Below are 20798 nucleotides of genomic sequence, written 5' to 3' on the forward strand. Positions count from 1 at the left end.
ACGGTGACCGGCTCTGACACCAACCCGCTGCGGGACCCGCAGGACCGGCGCCTGCCGCGGATCGCGGGCCCCTCGGGCCTGGTGATCTTCGGCGTCACCGGCGACCTGTCGCGCAAGAAGCTCATGCCCGCCGTGTACGACCTGGCGAACCGGGGCCTGCTGCCGCCCGGCTTCTCCCTCGTCGGCTTCGCCCGCCGCGACTGGGAGGACGAGGACTTCGCGCAGGTCGTGCACGACTCGGTCAAGGAGCACGCGCGCACGCCGTTCCGCGAAGAGGTGTGGCAGCAGCTCTCCGAGGGCTTCCGGTTCGTCCAGGGCGACTTCGACGACGACGAGGCGTTCGAGCGGCTGCGCACCACCGTCGACGACCTGGACAAGGCGCGCGGCACCGGCGGCAACTTCGCGTTCTACCTCTCGGTGCCGCCGAAGTTCTTCCCGCTGGTCGTCCAGCAGCTCAAGGAGCACCACCTGGCCGACCCGGCCGGCGACTCCTGGCGGCGCGCCGTCATCGAGAAGCCGTTCGGCCACGACCTGAAGAGCGCCGAAGAGCTGAACCGGATCGTCCACGAGGTCTTCGAGCCCGACCAGGTCTTCCGCATCGACCACTACCTCGGCAAGGAGACCGTCCAGAACATCCTGGCGCTGCGCTTCGCCAACACGATGTTCGAGCCGATCTGGAACCGGTCGTACGTGGACCACGTGCAGATCACCATGGCCGAGGACATCGGCATCGGCGGCCGCGCCGGCTACTACGACGGCATCGGCGCCGCGCGCGACGTCATCCAGAACCACCTGCTCCAGCTGCTGGCGCTGACCGCGATGGAGGAGCCGACGGCCTTCGACGCGCAGGCGCTGGTGGCGGAGAAGACCAAGGCGCTGGAGTCGGTGCGCCTGCCCGAGGACCTCGGCCTGCACACGGTCCGCGCGCAGTACACGGCCGGCTGGCAGGGCGGCGTGAAGGTGCGCGGCTACCTGGAGGAGGACGGTATCGACCCGCACTCCGGGACCGACACCTACGCCGCGATCAAGCTGGAGATCGACAACCGCCGCTGGGCGGGCGTCCCCTTCTACCTGCGCGCCGGCAAGCGGCTCGGCCGCCGGGTCACGGAGATCGCCGTCGTCTTCCAGCGGGCGCCGCACCTGCCGTTCGACACCACCGACACGATGGAGCTGGGCCAGAACGCCCTGGTGATCCGCGTCCAGCCGGACGAGGGCATCACCGTGCGGTTCGGCTCCAAGGTGCCGGGCACGTCGATGGAGGTGCGGGACGTGACGATGGACTTCGCCTATGGCGAGTCCTTCACCGAGTCCAGCCCCGAGGCGTACGAGCGGCTGCTGCTGGACGTGCTCCTCGGCGATGCGAACCTCTTCCCGCGCCCCCAGGAGGTCGAGCTGTCCTGGAAGATCCTCGACCCGATCGAGGAGCACTGGGCCGGGCACGGCAAGCCCGAGTCGTACACGGCGGGCACCTGGGGTCCGAAGGCGGCGGACGAGATGCTGGCACGAGACGGACGGAGCTGGCGGCGGCCATGAACATCGACCTCACCGAGACCACCTCGGCCCAGATCAACGCCGCGCTCGTGGGCGCGCGGCGGGCCACCGGCACGCCGGCGGTCGGGATGGTGCTCACGCTGGTGATCGTCACCGACGAGGGCAACCACTACGACGCGCTCAAGGCCGCCAGCCAGGCGTCGAAGGAGCATCCGTCGCGGATCCTGGTCGTCATCAAGCGCCCCGGCCGCTCCCCGCGCGAGCGCGCGCTGGCGCGGCTGGACGCCGAGGTGCGCGTGGGCAACGAGACGGACACCGGCGAGACGGTGCTCCTGCGGCTGCACGGCGAGCTGGCCGGGCACCCGGAGAGCGTCGTGCTGCCGCTGCTGCTGCCGGACGCGCCGGTGGTGGTGTGGTGGCCGGAGGACGCGCCGGACAACCCGGCGGAGGACCTGCTCGGCAGGCTCGCCACCCGCCGCATCACGGACGCGGCGGCCTGCGAGGACCCGGTCGACGCGCTGCGGCAGCGGGCCACGGCGTACGCGCCCGGGGACACCGACCTGGCGTGGACGCGGATCACGCCGTGGCGCAGCGTGCTGGCGGCGGCGCTGGACCAGCGGCACGCGGCCATCGAGTCGGCGGTCGTGGAGGGCGAGGAGTACAACCCCTCCTCGGAGCTGCTGGCGCTGTGGCTGGCGGACCGGCTGCGGGTGCCGGTGGAGCGCACCGGCTCGCCGGGCCCGGGGCTGACCGCGGTGCGGCTGCTGACGACGGACGGCGTGATCTGCCTGGACCGGCCGAACGGCGCGCTGGCGGAGCTGGCGGTGCCGGGGCAGCCGGAGCGGCACGTGGCGCTCAAGCGGCGCACGACGGCGGAGCTGATCGCCGAGGAGCTGCGCCGGCTCGACCCGGACGAGGCGTACGCGCATGCGGTGGCGTACGGCGTGGAGCGGCTGGCGCCGGCGGGGGCGGTGGAGGCGGACGTAGCAGAAGCAGCGGAAGCGGCGGAAGCCCCGGCCGAATCCGGGGCCGCCCCGAAGGCCGGCACCGGGAAGAAGGCGGCGGCGAAGAAGCAGCCGGCGAAGAAGTCGGCCGCGAAGCCGTCCTCGGCCAAGGCGTCGTGAGCGGGGCCCCGTGAGCACGCCGCAGATCGTCGTCCACCGCGACAAGGAGCTGATGGCCGAGGCGGCCGCCGCCCGGCTGATCACGAAGGTCGTGGACGCGCAGTCGGCGCGGGGCGCGGCGTCGGTCGTGCTCACGGGCGGCCGCAACGGCAACGGCCTGCTGGCGGCGCTGGCGGCCGCGCCGGCCCGGGACGCGGTCGACTGGTCACGGCTCGACCTGTGGTGGGGCGACGAGCGCTTCCTGCCGCCCGGCGACCCCGACCGCAACGCGACCCAGGCGCGCGCGGCGCTGCTGGACGCGGTGCCGCTCGACCCGGCGCGGGTGCACGAGATGCCGGCGGCGCAGGCGGAGTTCGGCGCCGACGCGGACGCGGCGGCTGCCGCGTACGCGCGTGAACTGGCCGCCGCGGCGCGGCCGGAGGACCACGGTCCGGTCCCGTCGTTCGACGTGCTGCTGCTGGGCGTCGGCCCGGACACGCACGTCGCGTCGCTCTTCCCGGAGCTGCCGGGGGTACGGGAGACGCAGCGCACGGTCGTCGGCGTGCACGGGGCGCCGAAGCCCCCGCCGACGCGGATCTCGCTGACGCTGCCGGCGATCAGGGCGGCGCGGGAGGTCTGGCTGCTGGCGGCGGGCGAGGACAAGGCCCGGGCGGCGGCGATGGCGCTGTCGGGCGGGGGCGAGATCCAGACTCCGGCGGCGGGCGCGCGGGGCAGCCGCAGGACCCTGTGGCTCATGGACCGCCCGGCGGCGGCGCTGCTGCCGCCGACGCTGTACCCGCCGGCGTCGCCGTAGGGGGTACGGGGACCTGTGCGCGCCGGGGGCGTCGACAGGCGGACCGCATGGGGTGCCCGCCAGGCACCGGTGCCGGAGGAGGTGCGCCCGCCGCAGCGGGCGGTGCACTCCCGGACGGCCCGGCCGGCCCCGGCACCGAGGTGGCCCGCCTGCCTCAGGGCAGCTCGCGGGCCAGCGCCACCGCACCCGCCAGGCCGTCCGGGACGGGGGCCGGGGTCAGCCCGTACGGGCGCACGCGGGCGGTGAAACGGGGCAGGAGCGGGCCCGCGGGTGCGAGGAGGGCACCGGTGGTGACCAGGGGCTCGCCGGGCACCGGGGCGAGCACGCTGACGGTCTCCACGAGGTGGTCCGCGGCCTCGTCCAGGATCGCCCCGGCCACGGCGTCACCGGCCTCCGCGGCCCGTACGACCACCGGGCACAGCCGCGCGATCTCCACCGGCCTCCCCGCGAACCCGGCGTCCACCAGCGCGACCCGCACCACCGGATCCCGCACCGGGCCGCCGGCCGCCCGCCCGGACGTGCCGCCGCCGGGCGGCCCCGCGGGCGAGTCCCGCTCCCGTACGCGCCCCGCTCCCCCGTCCGCCGCGGCCGCCCCCGCGCTCCCTGCACCGCCCGCCTGACGAGCCCCGAGGGCCCGCTCCGCGCCCTCCACGACTCCGGCCGCGCTCCGCGCCCGTACCGGGGCTTCCGCGCCTTCCGTGCGCGCCCCCGGCCGTCCCCCGGCCGCCGTCGCCTCCGTCAGCAGTTCCACCAGCGCCGTGGCCGGGGCCCGGCCGTCCAGCGACCGCAGGGCCGCGCGCAGCGCCTGCCGGGCGATCCAGAAGCCGCTGCCCTCGTCGCCCAGCAGCCAGCCGTGGCCGTCGATCGTCGCCGTCTGCCGCCGGGCCGCGATCCGGGCCGCCGACGCGCCCGTGCCGGCGACCAGGACCACACCCGACGGCGGTGCGCCCGGGCCCGCCGCGAAGGCGATCTCCGTGTCGCCGCGCACCTGCACCGGCACCCGCCCGGCCCCGGCGCGGCGGAGCGCCGTGCGCACGGCCGCGTACGCCACGCGTGTGCCGGCGTCGTCGGGGTTGCGGGGCTCCGCGCCGGCGACGCCCGCGACCACCGCCGCGACCGCCCCCGGCCCCGCCGCCTCCGCCAGCGGCGCCACGCACGCCGTCAGCCGGGACGTGAGGACCTCCGGCGGCACGGAGCGCGGGTTGCCCGCCCCCGCGGACGCCGTGCGCAGGGCGCCGCCGCCCGCCGCGGGCGCGAGGGCCGCGCGCGTGCTCGTACCGCCCACGTCGATGCCGATGACCAGCTTCTCCATGTGCCCGCTCCCGTGGTCGGCGTCCCGCCGCACCCGCGCCCTTGACGTGCCGTACGCGACTGCCTGAGATTGACCCCGCGTACGGCATGTTGTCCAGACCACTCCCGGGAGCAGCGATGACCCACAAGCCGATCAGCGCAGCCGCCTTCACCGCCGCGGCCCTGACCTCACTGCGGCGGGTGGCCGAGGGGCAGCGCGCCGAGGTCGGCGCCGCCGCCCTGGTGTTCGCGGACGCGCTGGGGGGCGACGGCGTGATCCAGGCGTTCGGCACCGGGCACTCCGAGTCGCTGGCGACCGAGATCGCCGGCCGCGCCGGCGGCTTCGTACCGACGAACAAGATCGCCCTGCGCGACCTCGTCATCCACGGCGGCGAGCCCCCCGCGCTGCTCTCCGACGCCAAGCTGGAGCGCGACCCCGCTACCGCGCGCCGGCTGTACGAACTGGCCGCGCCGCACCCCTCGGACGCCTTCGTCATCGCCTCGAACTCCGGCATCAACGGCTGCGTCGTCGAGATGGCCGCCGTCGTCAAGGAGCACGGGCACCCGCTCGTCGCGATCACCTCGCTGTCCCACGGCACCCGCGCCGAGTCCCGGCACCCCTCCGGCAAGCGGCTGACCGACCACGCCGACGTGGTGCTCGACAACGGCGCCCCCTTCGGCGACTCCGTCCTCGCGCTGCCCGGCGGCGGCACGGCCTGCGCGGTGTCGTCCATCACCGGCGCGCTGCTCGTGCAGCAGGTCGTCGCCGAGGCGGTGCGGCTGCTGCTGGAGCGCGGCGCGACGCCGCCGGTGTACCTGTCGGCGAACATCCCCGGGGGCGACGAGCACAACGCCGCGCTGGAGGCCCGCTACGCGGGCCGGATCCGCCGCGGGGCGTAGCGCAGCAGCACCAGCGCCGAGTCGTCGTGCGCCTCGGGCGTCCAGTCCGCGAGGTCGCGCCGCAGCGCTGCCAGCACCTCTGCCGGCGGGCAGTTCCGCGGCGCGCTCGCGAAGCGCTGCGCCAGCGGGTAGAAGTCGCCCGCCGCGTTGCGTGCCTCCAGCACCCCGTCGGTGACCAGCAGCAGCTCGTCTCCTTCGGCGAGCGCCATGGTCCGTTCGGGTTCGGCGTAGCCGCTCCGCGGCAGGCCGAGGCCCAGCGGCACGGAGGAGGGCAGCCCTGTCTCATGCACGCGGCCCCCGGCTGTGCGGAGCAGCGGCGCGGGGTGACCGTAGCCGAGGGCTCTGCACACCCCCTCCCCCGAGACGTTGAGCAGCAGCACCGTGGTGAACCCTTCCGGCCCGCTGTCCCGCTCCAGACTCCGGTCCAGCCGGGCGGCGATCCGGTCGAGCTCGGGCTCGTCGTACGCAGCCTCGCGGAAGACGCCGATGGCCATGCCAGTGGTGCGGACGACGCGGAGGCCGTGGCCGCGTACGTCGCCGATGACGACGCGCACGCCCCAGCGGGTACTGAGCACCTTGTAGAAGTCGCCGCCGATCAGCGCCTCGTCCGCGGCGGAGCGGTACGAGTGCGCCACGTCCAGCGGCCCGGCCCGTGCAGGCGGGACAGGCAGCAGGGCCCGCTGCACGACGTCGGCTACACGGGTGACGCTGACGAGCTGCTTCTCGCGTGCCAGGCGCTCGCGGTGCACGAGCAGGCCGATCCCGGTGGCGCAGACGATCCCGAGGTCGCGGGCGAAGAAGTCCAGGTCCGCCGCGCGGAAGTTCCACCAGCTCAGCAGCGCACCCATGACCAGCGCGACCGCACCGGAGACGAGGATCGCCCGCCGCGTTCCGTTGACCGCGACGAATACCGGTACGACCGCGAACAGGGCGGCCAGCGAGCTTTCGCGCGATGTCGCCAGGTCGACGACGGTCACGGCGAGGAGGAAGATGCCTCCGGCCCAGTAGGACGAGTAGCCGCGCAGCGCCCGCATGCCTCCAGGCTGCCGCGCGGTATCCCGCCCCGCGACTCGAACGCCGCCGAACGCCGCAGGTCAGCGCCCCCGCAGCGCCCTGTAGGCGTCGACCAGCGCGAGGGTCGAGCCGTCCAGGCCCTCGACCTCCGCGCCGTCCGAGAGCGCCGGCTCCAGCCGCTTGGCCAGCACCTTGCCCAGCTCGACGCCCCACTGGTCGAAGGAGTCGATGTCCCAGACGGCGCCCTGGACGAACACCTTGTGCTCGTACAGCGCGACGAGCTGCCCCAGCACCGACGGCGTGAGGCCGTCGGCCAGGATCGTCGTCGTCGGGTGGTTGCCCGGGAACGTACGGTGCGGCACCTGCGCCCCGGGCACGCCCTCGGCCGCCACCTCCGCCGCCGTCCTGCCGAAGGCCAGGGCCTGGCCCTGGGCGAAGAGGTTGGCCATCAGCAGGTCGTGCTGCCCCGCCAGCTCGTCCAGCCCGGGGACGGGACGGGCGAAGCCGATCAGGTCGGCGGGGATCATCTTGGTGCCCTGGTGGAGCAGCTGGTAGTACGCGTGCTGGCCGTTGGTGCCGGGCGTGCCCCACACCACGGGCCCGGTCTGCCAGCCGACCCGCTCGCCGCCGCGGTCGGTGGCCTTGCCGTTGGACTCCATGTCGAGCTGCTGCAGATAGGCGGTGAACTTCGACAGGTAGTGGCTGTACGGGAGCACGGCGTGGGACTGCGCGTCGAAGAAGTTGCCGTACCAGACGCCGAGGAGGCCCAGCAGCAGCGGCGCGTTCTCCTCCGGCGGCGCGGTGCGGAAGTGCTCGTCGACCAGCCGGAAGCCGGCCAGCATCTCGCGGAAGGCGACCGGGCCGATGGCCACCATCAGGGACAGGCCGATGGCGGAGTCGTACGAGTAGCGCCCGCCGACCCAGTCCCAGAACTCGAACATGTTGTCCGTGTCGATGCCGAACTCGGCGACCTTCTCGGCGTTGGTCGACAAAGCGACGAAGTGCTTGGCGACCGCCTCGTCGCCGGCGTCCAGGCCCGCCAGCAGCCAGCGCTTCGCGGCGGTGGCGTTGGTGATCGTCTCGATGGTGGTGAACGTCTTGGAGGCGATGACGAACAGCGTGGTCTCGGGGTCGAGGTCGCGGACCGCCTCGTGCAGGTCGGCGCCGTCGACGTTGGAGACGAAGCGGACGGTCAGGTCCCGCTGGGTGTACGCGCGCAGCGCCTCGTACGCCATGGCCGGGCCCAGGTCGGAGCCGCCGATGCCGACGTTGACGACGGCGCGGACCGGCTTGCCGGTGTGGCCGCGCCAGTCGCCGGAGCGGACCCGGTCGGCGAAGGTGGTCATCCGGGTCAGCACGTGGTGCACGCCGGGCACCACGTCGACGCCGTCCACCTCGACGGACTCGGCGCTGGGCGCGCGCAGCGCGGTGTGCAGCACGGCGCGGTCCTCGGTGATGTTGATCTTCTCGCCGCGGAACATGGCGTCGCGCAGTTCGGCGACACCGGTCGCGGCGGCCAGTTCGCGCAGCAGGCGCAGGGTCTCGTCGGTGACGAGCTGCTTGGAGTAGTCGAGGTAGAGATCGCCGACGCGGAGCGTGTACCGGCGGCCGCGCTCGGGGTCGGCGGCGAACAGCTCGCGCAGGTGCGTGGCGCCGAACTCCTCGCGGTGCTTGGCGAGTGCGTGCCACTCGGGGGTCTGGTCGAGCCTGGTGCGTGACGTGGTGTCGGCCATGCCGTCCAACCTAATTGATCCCGGTGCGTGCCGCCGGACCGAGCACGAGCACCCCGAGGGCGATGAGGACGGCGGCGGCCAGCGCCGGGGTGTTGCGGCCGAGCGAGCCGGCGAGCACCCCGCCGAGCACGGCCCCGAGCGGCACCGCGGAGACCGACAGGGTGCGGAACGCGGCGCTGACCCGGCCGACGGCGCCGGCGGGGCTGCGCCGCTGCAGCACGGTGACCTCGGTGGCGGTCCAGATCATCCCGGCGAGGCCGAGGACGGCGAGCGCGGCCCCGGCCGCGGGGAGGCTGCGTACCGTGCCGAAGGCCGTCAGGCACGCCGTCTGGGCGAGGCCCGCGCAGACCAGGGTGCGCGGGGTGCCGAGGGCGGCGGCGACGCGGCCCGCGGCCATGCCGCCGGCGACGCTCCCGGCGCCGTACGCGGTGAGCGCGAGGGCGTAGCCGGTGGTGCCGGCGCCGAGCCAGCCGGTCAGGTGCAGCACGAGGGTGGCGACGAGGGCGCCGAAGCCGGTGTTGGCGACGACGGCGGCCGCGCAGACGCCCCGGAGCACCGGGTCGGACCACAGGGTGCGCAGCCCGTCGGCGACGTCCCGGCGCAGCGGGGTCCGGGGCCGCTCCGCGGCGGCGGGGCGCGACCGGTGCGGCAGGCCGGCGACGAGGACGGCGGCCAGCAGGTACGAGGCGGCGTCCACGGCGTACGGCACGGCCGCCCCGGCGCCGACGAGCACGGGCACCAGCGGGGTGCCGGCGAAGCGGTGCACGGCCTCCTGGCCGGCCAGCAGCCGCCCGTTCGCGGTGCCGAGGGCGGCGGCGGGCACGACGGCGGGGAGCAGGGCGGTGGCGGCGTTGTCGAAGACGGTCTGCAGCGCCGTCAGCGCGAAGGCGAGGGCGAGGAGCAGGCCGATGCCGGCCCGGTCCAGCCACACGGCGAGCGCGAACGCCGCCATCAGCAGCCCGCGCAGCACGTCCACGACCCACATCGCGCGCCGCTGGTCGACCCGGTCGGCGATCGCGCCGCCGATCAGCCCGAAGAGCAGCCAGGGCAGGAAGCCGCAGGCGGTGACGAGGGCGACGAGCAGGGCGGAGTCGGTCAGCTCGACGGCGAGCAGCGGCAGCGCCGCGCCCCGCAGGGCGTCGCCGAAGCGGGAGACGACGGCGGCGGACCACAGCCGCCCGAATCCGCCGCGCCAGGTGGGTGCCGCGGTGTGCCGCGGGCGGGTGGCCTCGGATCGCATGCCGGGACCGTAGGTACGCGGGCGCCCGGGGCACCTCGGTCGGTTGCCCTATCCGCCGCCTCAGATCGGGCGGCGGGGGCACTGCGCGCGTGGCAGCGCCCTGCCGGTGCGGGTCCTGTGCCGGAGAAGAAGGGGGTACCGCCGGCGGGGCCCGGGCGGCTCGGCGCTCTGCCGCCGGTGGCCGCCCGCCTGGGCCGGGGTGGGTCAGATCTCGCCGCGGAGCTTGGCGAGGGCCTCGGCGAGGATGGCCTCGCCGTCGGCGTCGCTGCGCCGCTCGCGCACGTACGCGAGGTGCGTCTTGTACGGCTCGGTGCGCGGCGGGTCCGGCGGGTTCTCCCGGTCCTGGCCCGCCGGGAAGCCACAGCGCGGGCAGTCCCAGCTGTCCGGGATCTGCGCGTCGGTGGCGAAGCTGGGTCGGGTCTCGTGCCCGTTGGAGCACCAGAAGGAGATCCGCAGGCGCGGCGCTGACTCGCCCCGCTCCGCCTCCCCCATCGGCCCCGCGCCGACCCGGCTTCCACGGATCGCGTTGCCACTTGCCACGGTCGTAACTCCCTGCGTGAAATGCGGCGAGGCATCGTCGGCGACCCCGCCGCGGGCGCCCTAGTCTACGTACCGTCGGCCGCCGTGGTGGCTCAGCTGTCGAACTTCATCAGCAGGCCCAGCACGACGATGATGGCGAACCAGATCAGGCCGACGACCACGGTGATCCGGTCGAGGTTGCGCTCGGCGACGGAGGAGCCGCCGACTGAGGACTGCATGCCGCCGCCGAACATGTCGGACAGGCCGCCGCCCTTGCCCTTGTGCATGAGGACGAGCATCATCAGCAGCCCGCTGAAGATGATCAGGGCGATGGAGAAGGCCACGGTCACGGCTTTTCCAACTCTCTCGGTGACGGACGGATACGGAAGGGGGCCGGTGCAGTCATCCTGCGTGACCGGCCCCCGACAGCCTACGACGAACAGGCGGCCCGGGCCTACTCCCCGGATCGGGGGAAGGGGCCCGGGGCCGCGTACCTCACTGGTCCCGGAAGCGGACGATCTTGACGAACTCGTCGGCGTCCAGCGAAGCGCCGCCGATCAGCGCGCCGTCCACGTCGGGCTGCGCCATGATCGCCGCGACGTTGCCGCCCTTGACGGAGCCGCCGTACTGGATGCGTACCGCGTCCGCCACCTCGTCGCTGTACAGCTCGGCCAGCCGCCGCCGGATCGCCCCGCAGACCTCCTGCGCGTCCTCCGGGGTGGCGACCTCGCCGGTGCCGATGGCCCACACGGGCTCGTACGCGACGACGATGTTCTCCGCGTCCGCCGCGGCGACGTCCTTCAGCGCCCCGTCGAGCTGCGCGAGGGTGTGCGCGACCTGGTCGCCGGCCTTGCGCACGTCCAGGCCCTCGCCGATGCACAGGATCGGCGTGATGCCGTACTTGAACGCGGCCTTGACCTTGGAGTTGACGAGCGCGTCGTCCTCGCCGTGGTACTGCCGCCGCTCGGAGTGGCCGACGACGACGTACGTGCAGTTGAGCTTGGCCAGCATCGGGCCCGAGACGTCGCCCGTGTACGCGCCGGCGTCGTGCGGCGAGATGTCCTGGGCGCCGTACTTGATCTTCAGCTTGTCGCCGTCCACGAGCGTCTGCACCGAGCGCAGATCGGTGTACGGCGGCAGGACGGCGACCTCGACGGCCTCGTAGTCCTTGTCGTGGAGCGCGAAGGCGAGCTTCTGGACGTGCGCGATGCCCTCGAGGTGGTTGAGGTTCATCTTCCAGTTGCCCGCCATGAACGGGATACGGGTCGGCTTGTCGTTCATCGTTACGGGTCAGTCCTCCAGTGCGGCGAGGCCGGGGAGCGTCTTGCCCTCGAGGTATTCGAGGCTGGCGCCGCCACCGGTCGAGATGTGGCCGAACGCATTCTCGTCGAAGCCCAGGATGCGCACGGCGGCGGCGCTGTCACCGCCGCCGACGACGGTGAACGCGGAGCTGTCCACCAGGGCCTGCGCGACCGCGCGGGTGCCGTCGGCGTAGTCGGGGTGCTCGAACACGCCCATCGGCCCGTTCCAGAAGACCGTGGCGGCGTCGGCGATCTTCGAGGCGAAGAGCTCGCCGGACGCCGGGCCGATGTCCAGCCCCATCACGTCGGCGGGCATGGCGTCCACCGGTACGGTCACGGGGTCGGTCGGCGCCTGCGCCTTGACGTCCGGGAACTCCCGGGCGGCGACCACGTCGACGGGGAGCACGAACTCCACGCCGAGCTCCTCGGCCCGCGCCAGGTACTCGCGGACCGCCGGCACCTGCTCCTCCTGGAGCAGGCTGGAGCCGACCTCGTACCCCTTGGCCTTGAGGAAGGTGAACATCATGCCGCCGCCGATGAGGATGCGGTCGGCCTTCTCCAGCAGGTGATCGATGACCCCGAGCTTGTCGGAGACCTTGGCGCCGCCGAGCACGACCGCGTACGGCCGCGCGACGTCCTCGGTGAGCTTGCGCAGGACGCCCACCTCGGCGGCGATGAGGTGGCCGACGTAGTGCGGCAGCCGGGCCGGCAGGTCGTACACCGAGGCGTGCTTGCGGTGGACGGCGCCGAAGCCGTCGCCCACGTACACGTCGGCGAGCCCGGCCAGATCGTCCGCGAACGCGCCGCGCTCGGCGTCGTCCTTCGCGGTCTCGCCGGGGTTGAACCGCAGGTTCTCCAGCAGCGTGACCTCGCCGTCGCCGAGCCCGGCGACGGTGGCCTTCGCGCTGTCGCCCACGGTGTCCGTGGCGAACTCCGTCTTCTTCGCGGAGTCCCCGAGCAGTTCGCCCAGCCGACGCGCCACCGGTGCGAGCGAGAACGCCGGGTCCGGCGCGCCCTTGGGGCGGCCGAGGTGGGAGGCGACGACCACCCGCGCGCCGGCCTCGGCCAGCTTGGCGATCGTCGGGACGACGGCGCGGATGCGGCCGTCGTCGGTGATGGTGGTGCCGTCCAGCGGCACGTTGAGGTCCGCGCGGACGAAGACCCGCTTGCCGGCGATGCCTTCGCCGAGGAGGTCGTCGAGCGTCTTCATGAGGACTCCTGCATCACTGCTGACACCGCCAGCGCGCCGCCGCGGAGCGGCGCACGCGGCGGCCTGGTCGTCGGAACGAGCGGGGCCCCGCCGCCGTGCGGCGGCCGGGCCCCGGCCCACGTGGCGTGCACGGGGAGCCGCGGCCCCCGGGCTGCCGCCCGGCACGGCCGGCGCGGCGGGTGCGGCGCGCTCAGAGGCGCTCGCCGACGAAGGTGGTGATGTCGACCAGGCGGTTGGAGTAGCCCCACTCGTTGTCGTACCAGCCGACGATCTTGACCTGCTTGCCCTGGGACATCGTCAGCAGGGAGTCGAAGGTGCAGGACGGCGCGGTGTTGACGATGTCCGAGGAGACGATCGGGTCCTCGGTGTACTCCAGGATGCCCTTGAGCTGGCCCTCGGCGGCCTTCTGGTACGCGGCGTTGACCTCGTCCCGGGTGACCTCGCGGCTCAGCTCGACGACCAGGTCGGTGACGGAGCCCGTGGGCACCGGCACGCGCATGGCGATGCCGTCCAGCTTGCCCTTCAGCTGCGGCAGCACGAGCGCGGTGGCCTTCGCGGCGCCGGTGGTGGTCGGGATGATGTTCTCGGCGGCGGCGCGGGCGCGGCGCAGGTCCTTGTGCGGGAAGTCAAGGATGCGCTGGTCGTTGGTGTAGGCGTGGACGGTGGTCATCATGCCCTGCACGATGCCGAAGCTCTCGTCCAGCACCTTCGCCATCGGCGCGACGCAGTTCGTCGTACACGAGGCGTTGGAGATGATGTTGTGGTTGGCCGGGTCGTAGGAGTCCTCGTTGACCCCCATGACGATGGTGATGTCCTCGCCCTTGGCGGGCGCGGAGATGATGACCTTCTTGGCCCCGGCGTCCAGGTGCTTCTGCGCGTCCGCGGCCTTGGTGAAGATGCCGGTGGACTCGATGACCACGTCCACGCCCAGCTCGCCCCAGGGCAGGTTCGCCGGGTCGCGCTCGGCGAGCATCTTGATGGGGCGGCCGTCGACCGTGATGGCGTCGGCGGTGTGGCTCACCTCGGCCTTGAGCTTGCCGAGCAGGGTGTCGTACTTCAGCAGGTGTGCGGTGGTCGCGGCGTCACCCAGGTCGTTGAACGCCACGACCTCGATGTCCGCACCCTGCTCAAGGATGGCGCGGAAGTAGTTGCGGCCGATGCGGCCGAAGCCGTTGATGCCTACGCGGATCGTCACGAACCGATCTCCTCGTTGGTACGCCGGTCCTTCATCGACCGGTGCTCTGACTGGGAATCCCCGACCACTGCCGACCCTACCGCTTCCGCACCCGCGTGGCGGCCCGGACCCCGCCGGTGATGCGGACGGCGGCCCGTACCCCCCGGTAGGGCTACGGGCCGCCGCCGCGATCCGGCGTCGTGGCCGGTCAGCGGGCCTGTGTCAGCGCCTCAGATGGGACAGTGCGCGGCTCAGAAGAGCGGCCCGTGCCGCCTTGTCGCCGAGGTGCTCGACCCCGAAGCCGACGAGGACGGTGTCGCGGGTGGAGACGGCCGCGTAGCTCTCGAAGAGCTTGCCGGAACGGGCCCAGTCGGCGTCCGCCGCCGGGCTGCCGGGCGGCGGGAGTAGGCGCCGAGGTAGTACTGGGTCAACTGCCCGGCCCTGCGGGGCCGGTTGCGGGTAGGTCCCCCGCTGGCTGCGGGGTTGCTCCCGCGTCTGAGCCGTTCAGCCTATGGGCCGGACGACTGGGACGCGCGACTCACGCCCCGCAGTCCACACGGCCTGGCCTCTGCGGGCGAGGACGTGGGAAGCGTTCCGGTCGGCATGCGCAACGACGCCGCACGGCCGGCAAGCGAATCGGGCCTGGGAGGTGCTGTTGCGGAGGAGTGGGCTGGGTCAACGAACACGAGTGGGACACCGGCCCGCCGCACCTTGTGGACGAGTAGGGGTGAAGAAACCGGGCCACGGCGGCGGTCGACGGGTCCTCGGTACGGTCCGACTGACAGGCGGGGGAACGGGGGGCGTCAGCCCACCATCTCCTCCGTGAGGTTCGCCTCCGTGCCCGGGACGCCCAGGTCGCCGGCCCGCTTGTCGGCCATCGCGAGCAGCCGGCGGATACGCCCCGCGACCGCGTCCTTCGTCAGCGGCGGGTCGGCGAGGGCGCCCAGCTCCTCCAGCGACGCCTGCTTGTGCTCCATGCGCAGCCGGCCGGCCGCCGCCAGGTGCTCCGGCACCTCGTCGCCGAGGATCTCCAGCGCCCGCTGCACCCGCGCACCGGCCGCGACCGCCGCGCGGGCGGAGCGGCGCAGGTTGGCGTCGTCGAAGTTGGCCAGCCGGTTGGCCGTGGCGCGCACCTCGCGGCGCATCCGCCGCTCCTCCCAGGCGAGCACCGACTCGTGCGCGCCGAGCCGGGTGAGCAGGGCGCCGATGGCGTCCCCGTCCCGTACGACCACGCGGTCCACGCCGCGCACCTCGCGGGCCTTGGCGGGGATGCTGAGCCGGCGGGCGGCGCCGACCAGGGCGAGGGCCGCCTCCGGTCCCGGGCAGGTGACCTCCAGCGAGGAGGAGCGGCCGGGCTCGGTGAGCGAGCCGTGGGCGAGGAAGGCGCCGCGCCAGGCGGCCTCGGCGTCGCAGGTGGCGCCGGAGACGACCTGCGGGGGCAGCCCGCGGATGGGCCGGCCGCGGCCGTCGACCAGGCCCGTCTGCCGGGCCAGTTGCTCACCGCCGGCGACGACGCGGACCACGTACCGGCTGCTGCGGCGCAGCCCGCCGGGCGCCATGACGATCATCTCGGAGCCGTGGCCGAAGATCTCCAGGATGTCCTTCTTCAGCCGGCGCGCGGCGACCCCGGTGTCCAGCTCGGCCTCGATCACGATCCGGCCGCTGACGAGGTGCAGCCCGCCGGCGAACCGCAACGTGGAGGAGACCTCCGCCTTGCGGCAGCACGTCCGGGTCACGGGGAGCCGCGAGATCTCGTCCTTCACCGCTGCCGTCATCGCCATGGCCCGATCCTTCCATGCATCCGAAAAATACGGTCGTACGCGGCGGCCAGCAGCTCCGGATCGTGCCGGGGAGTCCCGTCGGTCCGCGCCACCGGCGCCAGCTCGACCGAGCCCTCAAGCTCTTTCGCAGCCTCGCGCAACCCGTCGCGCTCTGCCGCACCGGGCACTGCATCCTTGTCGGCCAGCACCACGTCGAGGGCGAGTTTAGGGGCGTGTCGTCGCAAAACCTCCAAATGACGCCGCGGGGAAAATCCGTCCGTTTCCCCGGGCTGCGGGGCGAGGTTGAGGGAGAGGACCTTGCGGGCCTTGGTCTCCACCAGGGCCTCGCGCAGGTCGGGCACCAGCAGGTGCGGGATGACGGAGGAGAACCAGGAGCCCGGGCCGAGCACCACCCAGTCCGCCTCCCGGACGGCCTCGACGGCGGCGGGGACGGCCGGCGGGTCGGCGGGCACCAGGTGGACCTGCTGCACCTCGCCGGGGGTGAGGGCCACGGTGGCCTGGCCGGCCACGGTGGTGACCTCCTCGGGCAGCTCCGGCGTGTGGCCGCGTACGTCGGCGCGCAGCTCCAGCGGCACCGCGGACATGGGCAGCACGCGGCCGTGCGCGCCCAGGAGCGTACCCACCAGGTCGAGGGCCGCGACATGGTCGCCGAGCTGCTCCCAGAGCGCGACGATCAGCAGATTGCCGACGGCGTGGTCGTGCAGCTCGCCCTGGCTGGTGAAGCGGTGCTGGATGACGCGGGACCAGGTCTGGCCCCAGTCGTCGTCGCCGCAGAGCGCCGCGAGCGCCTTGCGCAGGTCGCCCGGCGGCAGCACGCCCAGCTCGGCGCGGAGCCGCCCGGACGAGCCGCCGTCGTCGGCGACCGTGACGACGGCGGTGAGATCGCCGGTGATCCGGCGCAGCGCGGCGAGGGAGGCCGACAGGCCCATCCCCCCGCCGAGCGCGACCACCTTCGGCTGCGAACCGGGCCTGCGGGCGCCCCGGCGGCGCAGCCGGAGGTTCCGGCCGCCGGCGATCCGGCTCACTCGCGCCCCATGTCCCGGTGGACGACGACGGTCTCGATGCCGTCCGAGGCGAGCCGGCGGGCCAGCCGCTCGGACATCGCGACGGAGCGGTGCTTGCCGCCGGTGCAGCCGACGGCGATGGTCACGTACCGCTTGCCCTCGCGCCGGTAACCCTCGGTGACCAGATGCATCAGCTCCGCGTAGCCGTTGAGGAACTCCTTGGCGCCGGGCTGGTTGAACACGTACTGCGCGACGTCCTCGTTCAGCCCCGTGAACTGGCGCAGCTCGGGGACCCAGTGCGGGTTCGGCAGGAAGCGGCAGTCCACCACCAGGTCGGCGTCCACGGGCAGGCCGTACTTGTAGCCGAAGGACATCACCGTGGCGCGCAGCTCCGGCTCCTCGCCGCCGGCGAACTGGGCGTCCATCTTCGCGCGCAGCTCGTGCACGTTCAGGCTGGAGGTGTCGATCACCAGGTCGGCGTCGCCGCGCAGCTCGCGCAGCAGGTCGCGCTCGGCGGCGATGCCGTCGAGGATCGTGCCGTCGCCCTGCAGCGGGTGCGGGCGGCGTACCGACTCGAAGCGGGCCACCAGCGAGTTGTCCGACGCCTCCAGGAAGACGATGCGCCGGGGGACCTGCTTCTCCTTCAGGTCGGCCAGGGACTCCTTCAGATTGTCGAAGAAGCGCCGGCCGCGGACGTCCACGACGACCGCGATCCGCGCCACGTTCCCCTGCGAGCGGGCACCCAGCTCCACCATGGTGGGGATGAGGGCGGGCGGCAGGTTGTCCACGACGAACCAGCCGAGGTCCTCCAGGCACTTCGCGGCAGTGCTCCGGCCGGCGCCCGACATCCCGGAGATGATCACCAGCTCCGGGATGCCCGCCTGCGCGGAGTCACCCGTCTCGCCCGGCCCGGAGGCCAGGTCACCCGTGGTCACGGCGGTCTCGTCCGTCTCGTCTGTCCCGTTGTCGTTCATCGCTCTGTCCCCCGGTCCTCACTCGTCCATGATCTCTCCGGTGGCCGTATTCACCGCCGGCGCGGCCGGTGCCGCCTGCGCAAGGGTCGCGGCGATGTTTTCGGCCGTCTTGCGGCCGATGCCGGGAACCTCACAGATTTGATCAATAGTCGCAGCTCTGAGCCGTTTCACCGAACCGAAGTGCTTCAGCAGGGCCCGGCGGCGGCTCTCCCCCAGGCCCGGCACGTCGTCCAGCGGTCCGGCCTTCATGCTCTTGGCCCGCTTCTTGCGCTGGTAGGCGATGGCGAAGCGGTGGGCCTCGTCCCGTACGCGCTGCAGCATGTACAGGCCCTCGCTGCTGCGCGGCAGGATCACGGGGTCGTCGCTGTCGGGCAGCCAGACCTCTTCGAGGCGCTTGGCCAGGCCCACGACGGCCACGTCGTCCACGCCCAGCTCGCGCAGGGCCCGCTTGGCGGCGGCGACCTGCGGCTGCCCGCCGTCGACGACCACGAGCTGGGGCGGGTACGCGAACTTCTTGGGCCGCCCGGTGTCCGGGTCCCGCCCTGCCGGTCCGCCGGCGCCGGCGTCCGCGCCCGTCCCGGTGTCCGCGTCGGTGTCCGCGTGCACGTCCAGGTCCACGACCGTGTCCGGGTGCGCGGCCCGGCCGCGCTCCGCGGCGGCCTCGGCCTCGGGATCGCCCCACTCCCCCGTCTTCTGCTTCTCCTGCACGTATCGCCGGAACCTGCGGGTGACCACCTCGTGCATCGCGCGCACGTCGTCCTGGCCGGTGAAGCCCTTGATCTCGAAGCGGCGGTACTCGCTCTTGCGGGCGAGGCCGTCCTCGAAGACGACCATGGAGCCGACGACGTCGTCGCCCTGGAGGTGGGAGATGTCGTAGCACTCGATGCGCAGCGGCGCCGAGTCCAGCTCCAGCGCCTCGGCGATCTCCTCCAGCGCCCGGGAGCGGGTGGTCAGGTCGGAGGCGCGCTTCGTCTTGTGCAGGGCGAGGGCCTGCTGCGCGTTCCGCGCGACCGTGGCGAGCAGGTCCTTCTTGTCGCCGCGCTGCGGCACCCGCAGGTCCACCCGGGCCCCGCGGCGCTCGGTCAGCCACTCCCGTACCGGCCCGGCCGGCTGCGGCAGCGCCGGGACCAGCACCTCGCGCGGGATGCCTTCGGCCTGCTCGTCGCCGTAGAGCTGCTGGAGCGCGTGCTCCACCAGGCCGGCGGTGTCCACGGCCTCCACCCGGTCGGTGACCCAGCCCCGCTGGCCGCGGACCCGGCCGCCGCGGACGTGGAAGATCTGCACCGCCGCCTCCAGCTCGTCCTCGGCCAGGGCGACGAGGTCGGCGTCGGTGGCGTCGGCGAGGACGACCGCGTTCTTCTCCATGGCGCTCTTCAGCGCCCCTATGTCGTCCCGCAGCCGCGCGGCCTTCTCGTACTCCATCTCCTCCGCGGCCTCGTGCATCTGCCGCTCCAGCCGCTTCAGGTACGTCCCCGTGCGGCCCGCCATGAAGTCGCAGAACTCCTCGGCCAGCTCCCGGTGCTCCGCGGCCGTGACCCGGCCGACGCAGGGCGCGGAGCACTTGCCGATGTACCCCAGCAGACAGGGGCGGCCGATCTGCGCGCTGCGCTTGAACACCCCGGCGGAGCAGGTCCGCACGGGAAACGCACGCAGCATCAGGTCGACGGTCTCGCGGATGGCCCAGGCGTGCGCGTACGGCCCGAAGTAGCGCACGCCCTTGCGCTTGGGCCCGCGCATGACCTGCACCCGCGGGAACTCCTCGTTGAGCGTCACGGCGAGGGACGGATAGCTCTTGTCGTCCCGGTACTTGACGTTGAACCGGGGGTCGTACTCCTTGATCCAGGTGTACTCCAGCTGGAGCGCCTCGACCTCCGTGGCCACCACGGTCCACTCCACCGACGCGGCGGTGGTGACCATCGTGGCCGTGCGCTGGTGCAGCCCGGCGAGATCCTGGAAGTACGACGAGAGCCGCTGCCGCAGGCTCTTCGCCTTGCCCACGTAGATGACCCGGCCGTGCTCGTCCCGGAACCTGTAGACCCCCGGAGAGTCGGGAATCTGCCCGGGCTTGGGACGGTAACTGGACGGATCGGCCATGGTCCCCACCCTACTGTCGCCCACTGACGCCGGACCGCTTGTCCACAGCCGTGTACCGAGCCCGCGACAGTCCGGTGACCGTATGGTCGCCGGGGCGTGCCCGTGTTGCCTTCCGGGGACCTGTGGACAGCGGTCGGACCGTACGCTGGGCACATGATCGTGGTTGGCGGAGAGGCTCTGATCGATCTCGTACCGGCCGGGGGCGGAGGCGTACTGCCCGCGCTGCAGCCCGTGCGCGGTGGCGGGCCGTACAACACCGCGGTGGCGCTGGGCCGGCTCGGGGCCCCCGTGGCGTTCGCCTCGCGGGTGTCGACCGACGCCTTCGGGGCGGCGCTGATGGCGGGGCTGGAGGCGGCGGGGGTCGACACCGGCCTCGTGCAGCGGGGGGCGGAGCCCACGACGCTCGCCGTCGCCGACGTCAGCCCGGACGGGTCCGCGGGCTTCCGCTTCTACGCCGAGGGCACGGCCGACCGGCTGTTCCGGGCGCCGGACGCGCTGCCCGCCGGGGTCCGGGCGCTGGCGGTGGGGACGTGCTCGCTGGTGCTGGAGCCGGGGGCGACCGCGTACGAGACGCTGCTGAAGCGGGCCGCCGCGGACGGGTTGTTCACGCTCCTCGACCCGAACATCCGGGCCGGGCTCATCACCGACGCCGACGCCTACCGCGCCCGCTTCCGCTCCTGGCTGCCGCACGTGGCGCTGCTCAAGCTGTCGGTGGAGGACGCGCAGTGGCTCGCCGGCGGGCGGCCGTGGGCCGAGGCGCTGCCGGAGTGGCTCGCGGCGGGGCCGCGGGCGGCAGTGCTGACCCGCGGCGGCGAAGGGCTGACGGCGGTGCTCGCGCAGGGCCTTCAGCGGTACGACGTGCCGGCGCCGCCGGTCCGCGTCGTGGACACGATCGGCGCGGGCGACACCGTCAACGCTGCGCTGCTGCACTGGTTCGACGCCCACGACGCCCTGGCGCCCGGCGCCCTCGCCGGCCTCGACCCCGCCGGCTGGCGCGCGGCCCTCGGCCACGCCGCCCGCGCGGCAGCGATCACCTGCTCCCGCGCGGGCGCCGAGCCGCCGTACGCGGCGGAGCTGGCGGAGTTCACGGACGACTGACCCGCGGCGGCACGGCCGCGGGGCCGGAGAGCCCCGCGACCGACCGCCCCGCTGCCGG

General features: G+C 73.7%; 18 protein-coding genes. 5 read left to right on the top strand and 13 right to left on the bottom strand.

Translation table 11 applies throughout. The features are described from left to right. The first annotated feature begins 3 nt into the window (after window positions 1-3). Genes zwf through pgl form a run of 3 tightly spaced genes read left to right on the top strand, consistent with a single transcriptional unit; the run spans window position 4 to window position 3408 of the window. A complete protein-coding gene (gene zwf, locus LG396_RS22920) occupies window positions 4-1533 on the top strand; it encodes a glucose-6-phosphate dehydrogenase (RefSeq protein WP_225796187.1) in 1530 nt (509 codons plus the stop codon). Next, window positions 1530-2615, top strand: a complete 1086-nt coding sequence (opcA, locus tag LG396_RS22925) for a glucose-6-phosphate dehydrogenase assembly protein OpcA (protein WP_225796188.1) — start codon at window positions 1530-1532, stop codon at window positions 2613-2615. The genes zwf and opcA overlap by 4 nt, the downstream gene beginning before the upstream one ends. Window positions 2616-2625: 10 nt before the next feature. After that, entirely contained in the window at window positions 2626-3408 is a 783-nt protein-coding gene (gene pgl, locus LG396_RS22930) for a 6-phosphogluconolactonase (protein WP_018835689.1), read from the top strand. Between the two features lie 154 nt (window positions 3409-3562). Here pgl and LG396_RS22935 read toward each other — a convergent pair whose 3' ends face one another. After that, window positions 3563-4720, bottom strand: coding sequence for an N-acetylglucosamine kinase (locus LG396_RS22935; RefSeq protein WP_225796189.1), 1158 nt, complete (start codon window positions 4718-4720; stop codon window positions 3563-3565). A 116-nt stretch (window positions 4721-4836) separates the two neighbouring features. Here LG396_RS22935 and LG396_RS22940 point away from each other — a divergent pair, with 116 nt between their 5' ends. Continuing rightward, complete coding sequence (locus tag LG396_RS22940; RefSeq protein ID WP_225796190.1) at window positions 4837-5598, top strand: sugar isomerase domain-containing protein; 762 nt, start codon at window positions 4837-4839, stop codon at window positions 5596-5598. Here the strand turns inward: LG396_RS22940 and LG396_RS22945 are convergent. The 12 genes from LG396_RS22945 to uvrC form a co-directional block, all read right to left on the bottom strand. Continuing rightward, window positions 5568-6632 (bottom strand): PP2C family protein-serine/threonine phosphatase, encoded by a 1065-nt coding sequence (locus tag LG396_RS22945; RefSeq protein ID WP_225796191.1) that lies wholly within the window; start codon window positions 6630-6632, stop codon window positions 5568-5570. The genes LG396_RS22940 and LG396_RS22945 overlap by 31 nt on opposite strands. A gap of 60 nt (window positions 6633-6692) precedes the next feature. Continuing rightward, entirely contained in the window at window positions 6693-8345 is a 1653-nt protein-coding gene (pgi, locus tag LG396_RS22950) for a glucose-6-phosphate isomerase (protein ID WP_225796192.1), read from the bottom strand. A 10-nt stretch (window positions 8346-8355) separates the two neighbouring features. Further along, window positions 8356-9585 (bottom strand): MFS transporter, encoded by a 1230-nt coding sequence (locus LG396_RS22955; protein WP_225796193.1) that lies wholly within the window; start codon window positions 9583-9585, stop codon window positions 8356-8358. A gap of 204 nt (window positions 9586-9789) precedes the next feature. Beyond that, window positions 9790-10125 carry an RNA polymerase-binding protein RbpA gene (locus LG396_RS22960; protein ID WP_078572785.1) on the bottom strand — a complete coding sequence of 112 codons (336 nt, stop codon included), beginning with the start codon at window positions 10123-10125 and terminating at the stop codon, window positions 9790-9792. 92 nt (window positions 10126-10217) lie between these two features. Then, window positions 10218-10448 (bottom strand): preprotein translocase subunit SecG, encoded by a 231-nt coding sequence (gene secG / locus LG396_RS22965; protein ID WP_037720488.1) that lies wholly within the window; start codon window positions 10446-10448, stop codon window positions 10218-10220. Between the two features lie 151 nt (window positions 10449-10599). Beyond that, on the bottom strand, window positions 10600-11385 hold the full coding sequence (tpiA, locus tag LG396_RS22970) for a triose-phosphate isomerase (protein ID WP_100302370.1): 786 nt from the start codon (window positions 11383-11385) through the stop codon (window positions 10600-10602). Between the two features lie 9 nt (window positions 11386-11394). Beyond that, window positions 11395-12615, bottom strand: coding sequence for a phosphoglycerate kinase (locus tag LG396_RS22975; RefSeq protein ID WP_027742943.1), 1221 nt, complete (start codon window positions 12613-12615; stop codon window positions 11395-11397). A gap of 190 nt (window positions 12616-12805) precedes the next feature. Next, window positions 12806-13810, bottom strand: coding sequence for a type I glyceraldehyde-3-phosphate dehydrogenase (gene gap / locus LG396_RS22980; protein WP_018835679.1), 1005 nt, complete (start codon window positions 13808-13810; stop codon window positions 12806-12808). Window positions 13811-14592: 782 nt separating this feature from the next. Further along, the gene (whiA, locus tag LG396_RS22990) at window positions 14593-15570 is read right to left on the bottom strand and encodes a DNA-binding protein WhiA (RefSeq protein WP_018835674.1); all 978 of its coding nucleotides are present in this window, start codon (window positions 15568-15570) and stop codon (window positions 14593-14595) included. After that, complete coding sequence (locus tag LG396_RS22995) at window positions 15561-16595, bottom strand: gluconeogenesis factor YvcK family protein (protein WP_018835673.1); 1035 nt, start codon at window positions 16593-16595, stop codon at window positions 15561-15563. The genes whiA and LG396_RS22995 overlap by 10 nt, the downstream gene beginning before the upstream one ends. After that, complete coding sequence (gene rapZ / locus LG396_RS23000; RefSeq protein ID WP_225796194.1) at window positions 16592-17548, bottom strand: RNase adapter RapZ; 957 nt, start codon at window positions 17546-17548, stop codon at window positions 16592-16594. The genes LG396_RS22995 and rapZ overlap by 4 nt, the downstream gene beginning before the upstream one ends. 18 nt (window positions 17549-17566) lie before the next feature. Further along, window positions 17567-19642: an excinuclease ABC subunit UvrC gene (uvrC, locus tag LG396_RS23005; RefSeq protein WP_225796195.1), complete on the bottom strand. Its 2076-nt coding sequence runs from the start codon at window positions 19640-19642 to the stop codon at window positions 17567-17569. A gap of 153 nt (window positions 19643-19795) precedes the next feature. Here uvrC and LG396_RS23010 point away from each other — a divergent pair, with 153 nt between their 5' ends. Then, window positions 19796-20740 carry a carbohydrate kinase family protein gene (locus LG396_RS23010; protein WP_225796196.1) on the top strand — a complete coding sequence of 315 codons (945 nt, stop codon included), beginning with the start codon at window positions 19796-19798 and terminating at the stop codon, window positions 20738-20740. The last annotated feature ends 58 nt before the right edge of the window (window positions 20741-20798 follow it).

Origin of the sequence: Streptomyces aculeolatus (genome assembly GCF_020400605.1) — a bacterium.
Taxonomy (GTDB): domain Bacteria; phylum Actinomycetota; class Actinomycetes; order Streptomycetales; family Streptomycetaceae; genus Streptomyces; species Streptomyces aculeolatus.

What these genes read in the sequence shown, in the direction of transcription:
- whiA (WP_018835674.1), bottom strand. Translation starts at nt 15,570, where the DNA reads ATGGCGATGACGGCAGCGGTGAAGGACGAGATCTCGCGGCTCCCCGTG.
- pgi (WP_225796192.1), bottom strand. Translation starts at nt 8,345, where the DNA reads ATGGCCGACACCACGTCACGCACCAGGCTCGACCAGACCCCCGAGTGG.
- uvrC (WP_225796195.1), bottom strand. Translation starts at nt 19,642, where the DNA reads ATGGCCGATCCGTCCAGTTACCGTCCCAAGCCCGGGCAGATTCCCGAC.
- LG396_RS23010 (WP_225796196.1), top strand. Translation starts at nt 19,796, where the DNA reads ATGATCGTGGTTGGCGGAGAGGCTCTGATCGATCTCGTACCGGCCGGG.
- rapZ (WP_225796194.1), bottom strand. Translation starts at nt 17,548, where the DNA reads ATGAACGACAACGGGACAGACGAGACGGACGAGACCGCCGTGACCACG.
- opcA (WP_225796188.1), top strand. Translation starts at nt 1,530, where the DNA reads ATGAACATCGACCTCACCGAGACCACCTCGGCCCAGATCAACGCCGCG.
- tpiA (WP_100302370.1), bottom strand. Translation starts at nt 11,385, where the DNA reads ATGAACGACAAGCCGACCCGTATCCCGTTCATGGCGGGCAACTGGAAG.
- LG396_RS22975 (WP_027742943.1), bottom strand. Translation starts at nt 12,615, where the DNA reads ATGAAGACGCTCGACGACCTCCTCGGCGAAGGCATCGCCGGCAAGCGG.
- LG396_RS22955 (WP_225796193.1), bottom strand. Translation starts at nt 9,585, where the DNA reads ATGCGATCCGAGGCCACCCGCCCGCGGCACACCGCGGCACCCACCTGG.
- LG396_RS22935 (WP_225796189.1), bottom strand. Translation starts at nt 4,720, where the DNA reads ATGGAGAAGCTGGTCATCGGCATCGACGTGGGCGGTACGAGCACGCGC.
- LG396_RS22940 (WP_225796190.1), top strand. Translation starts at nt 4,837, where the DNA reads ATGACCCACAAGCCGATCAGCGCAGCCGCCTTCACCGCCGCGGCCCTG.
- LG396_RS22945 (WP_225796191.1), bottom strand. Translation starts at nt 6,632, where the DNA reads ATGCGGGCGCTGCGCGGCTACTCGTCCTACTGGGCCGGAGGCATCTTC.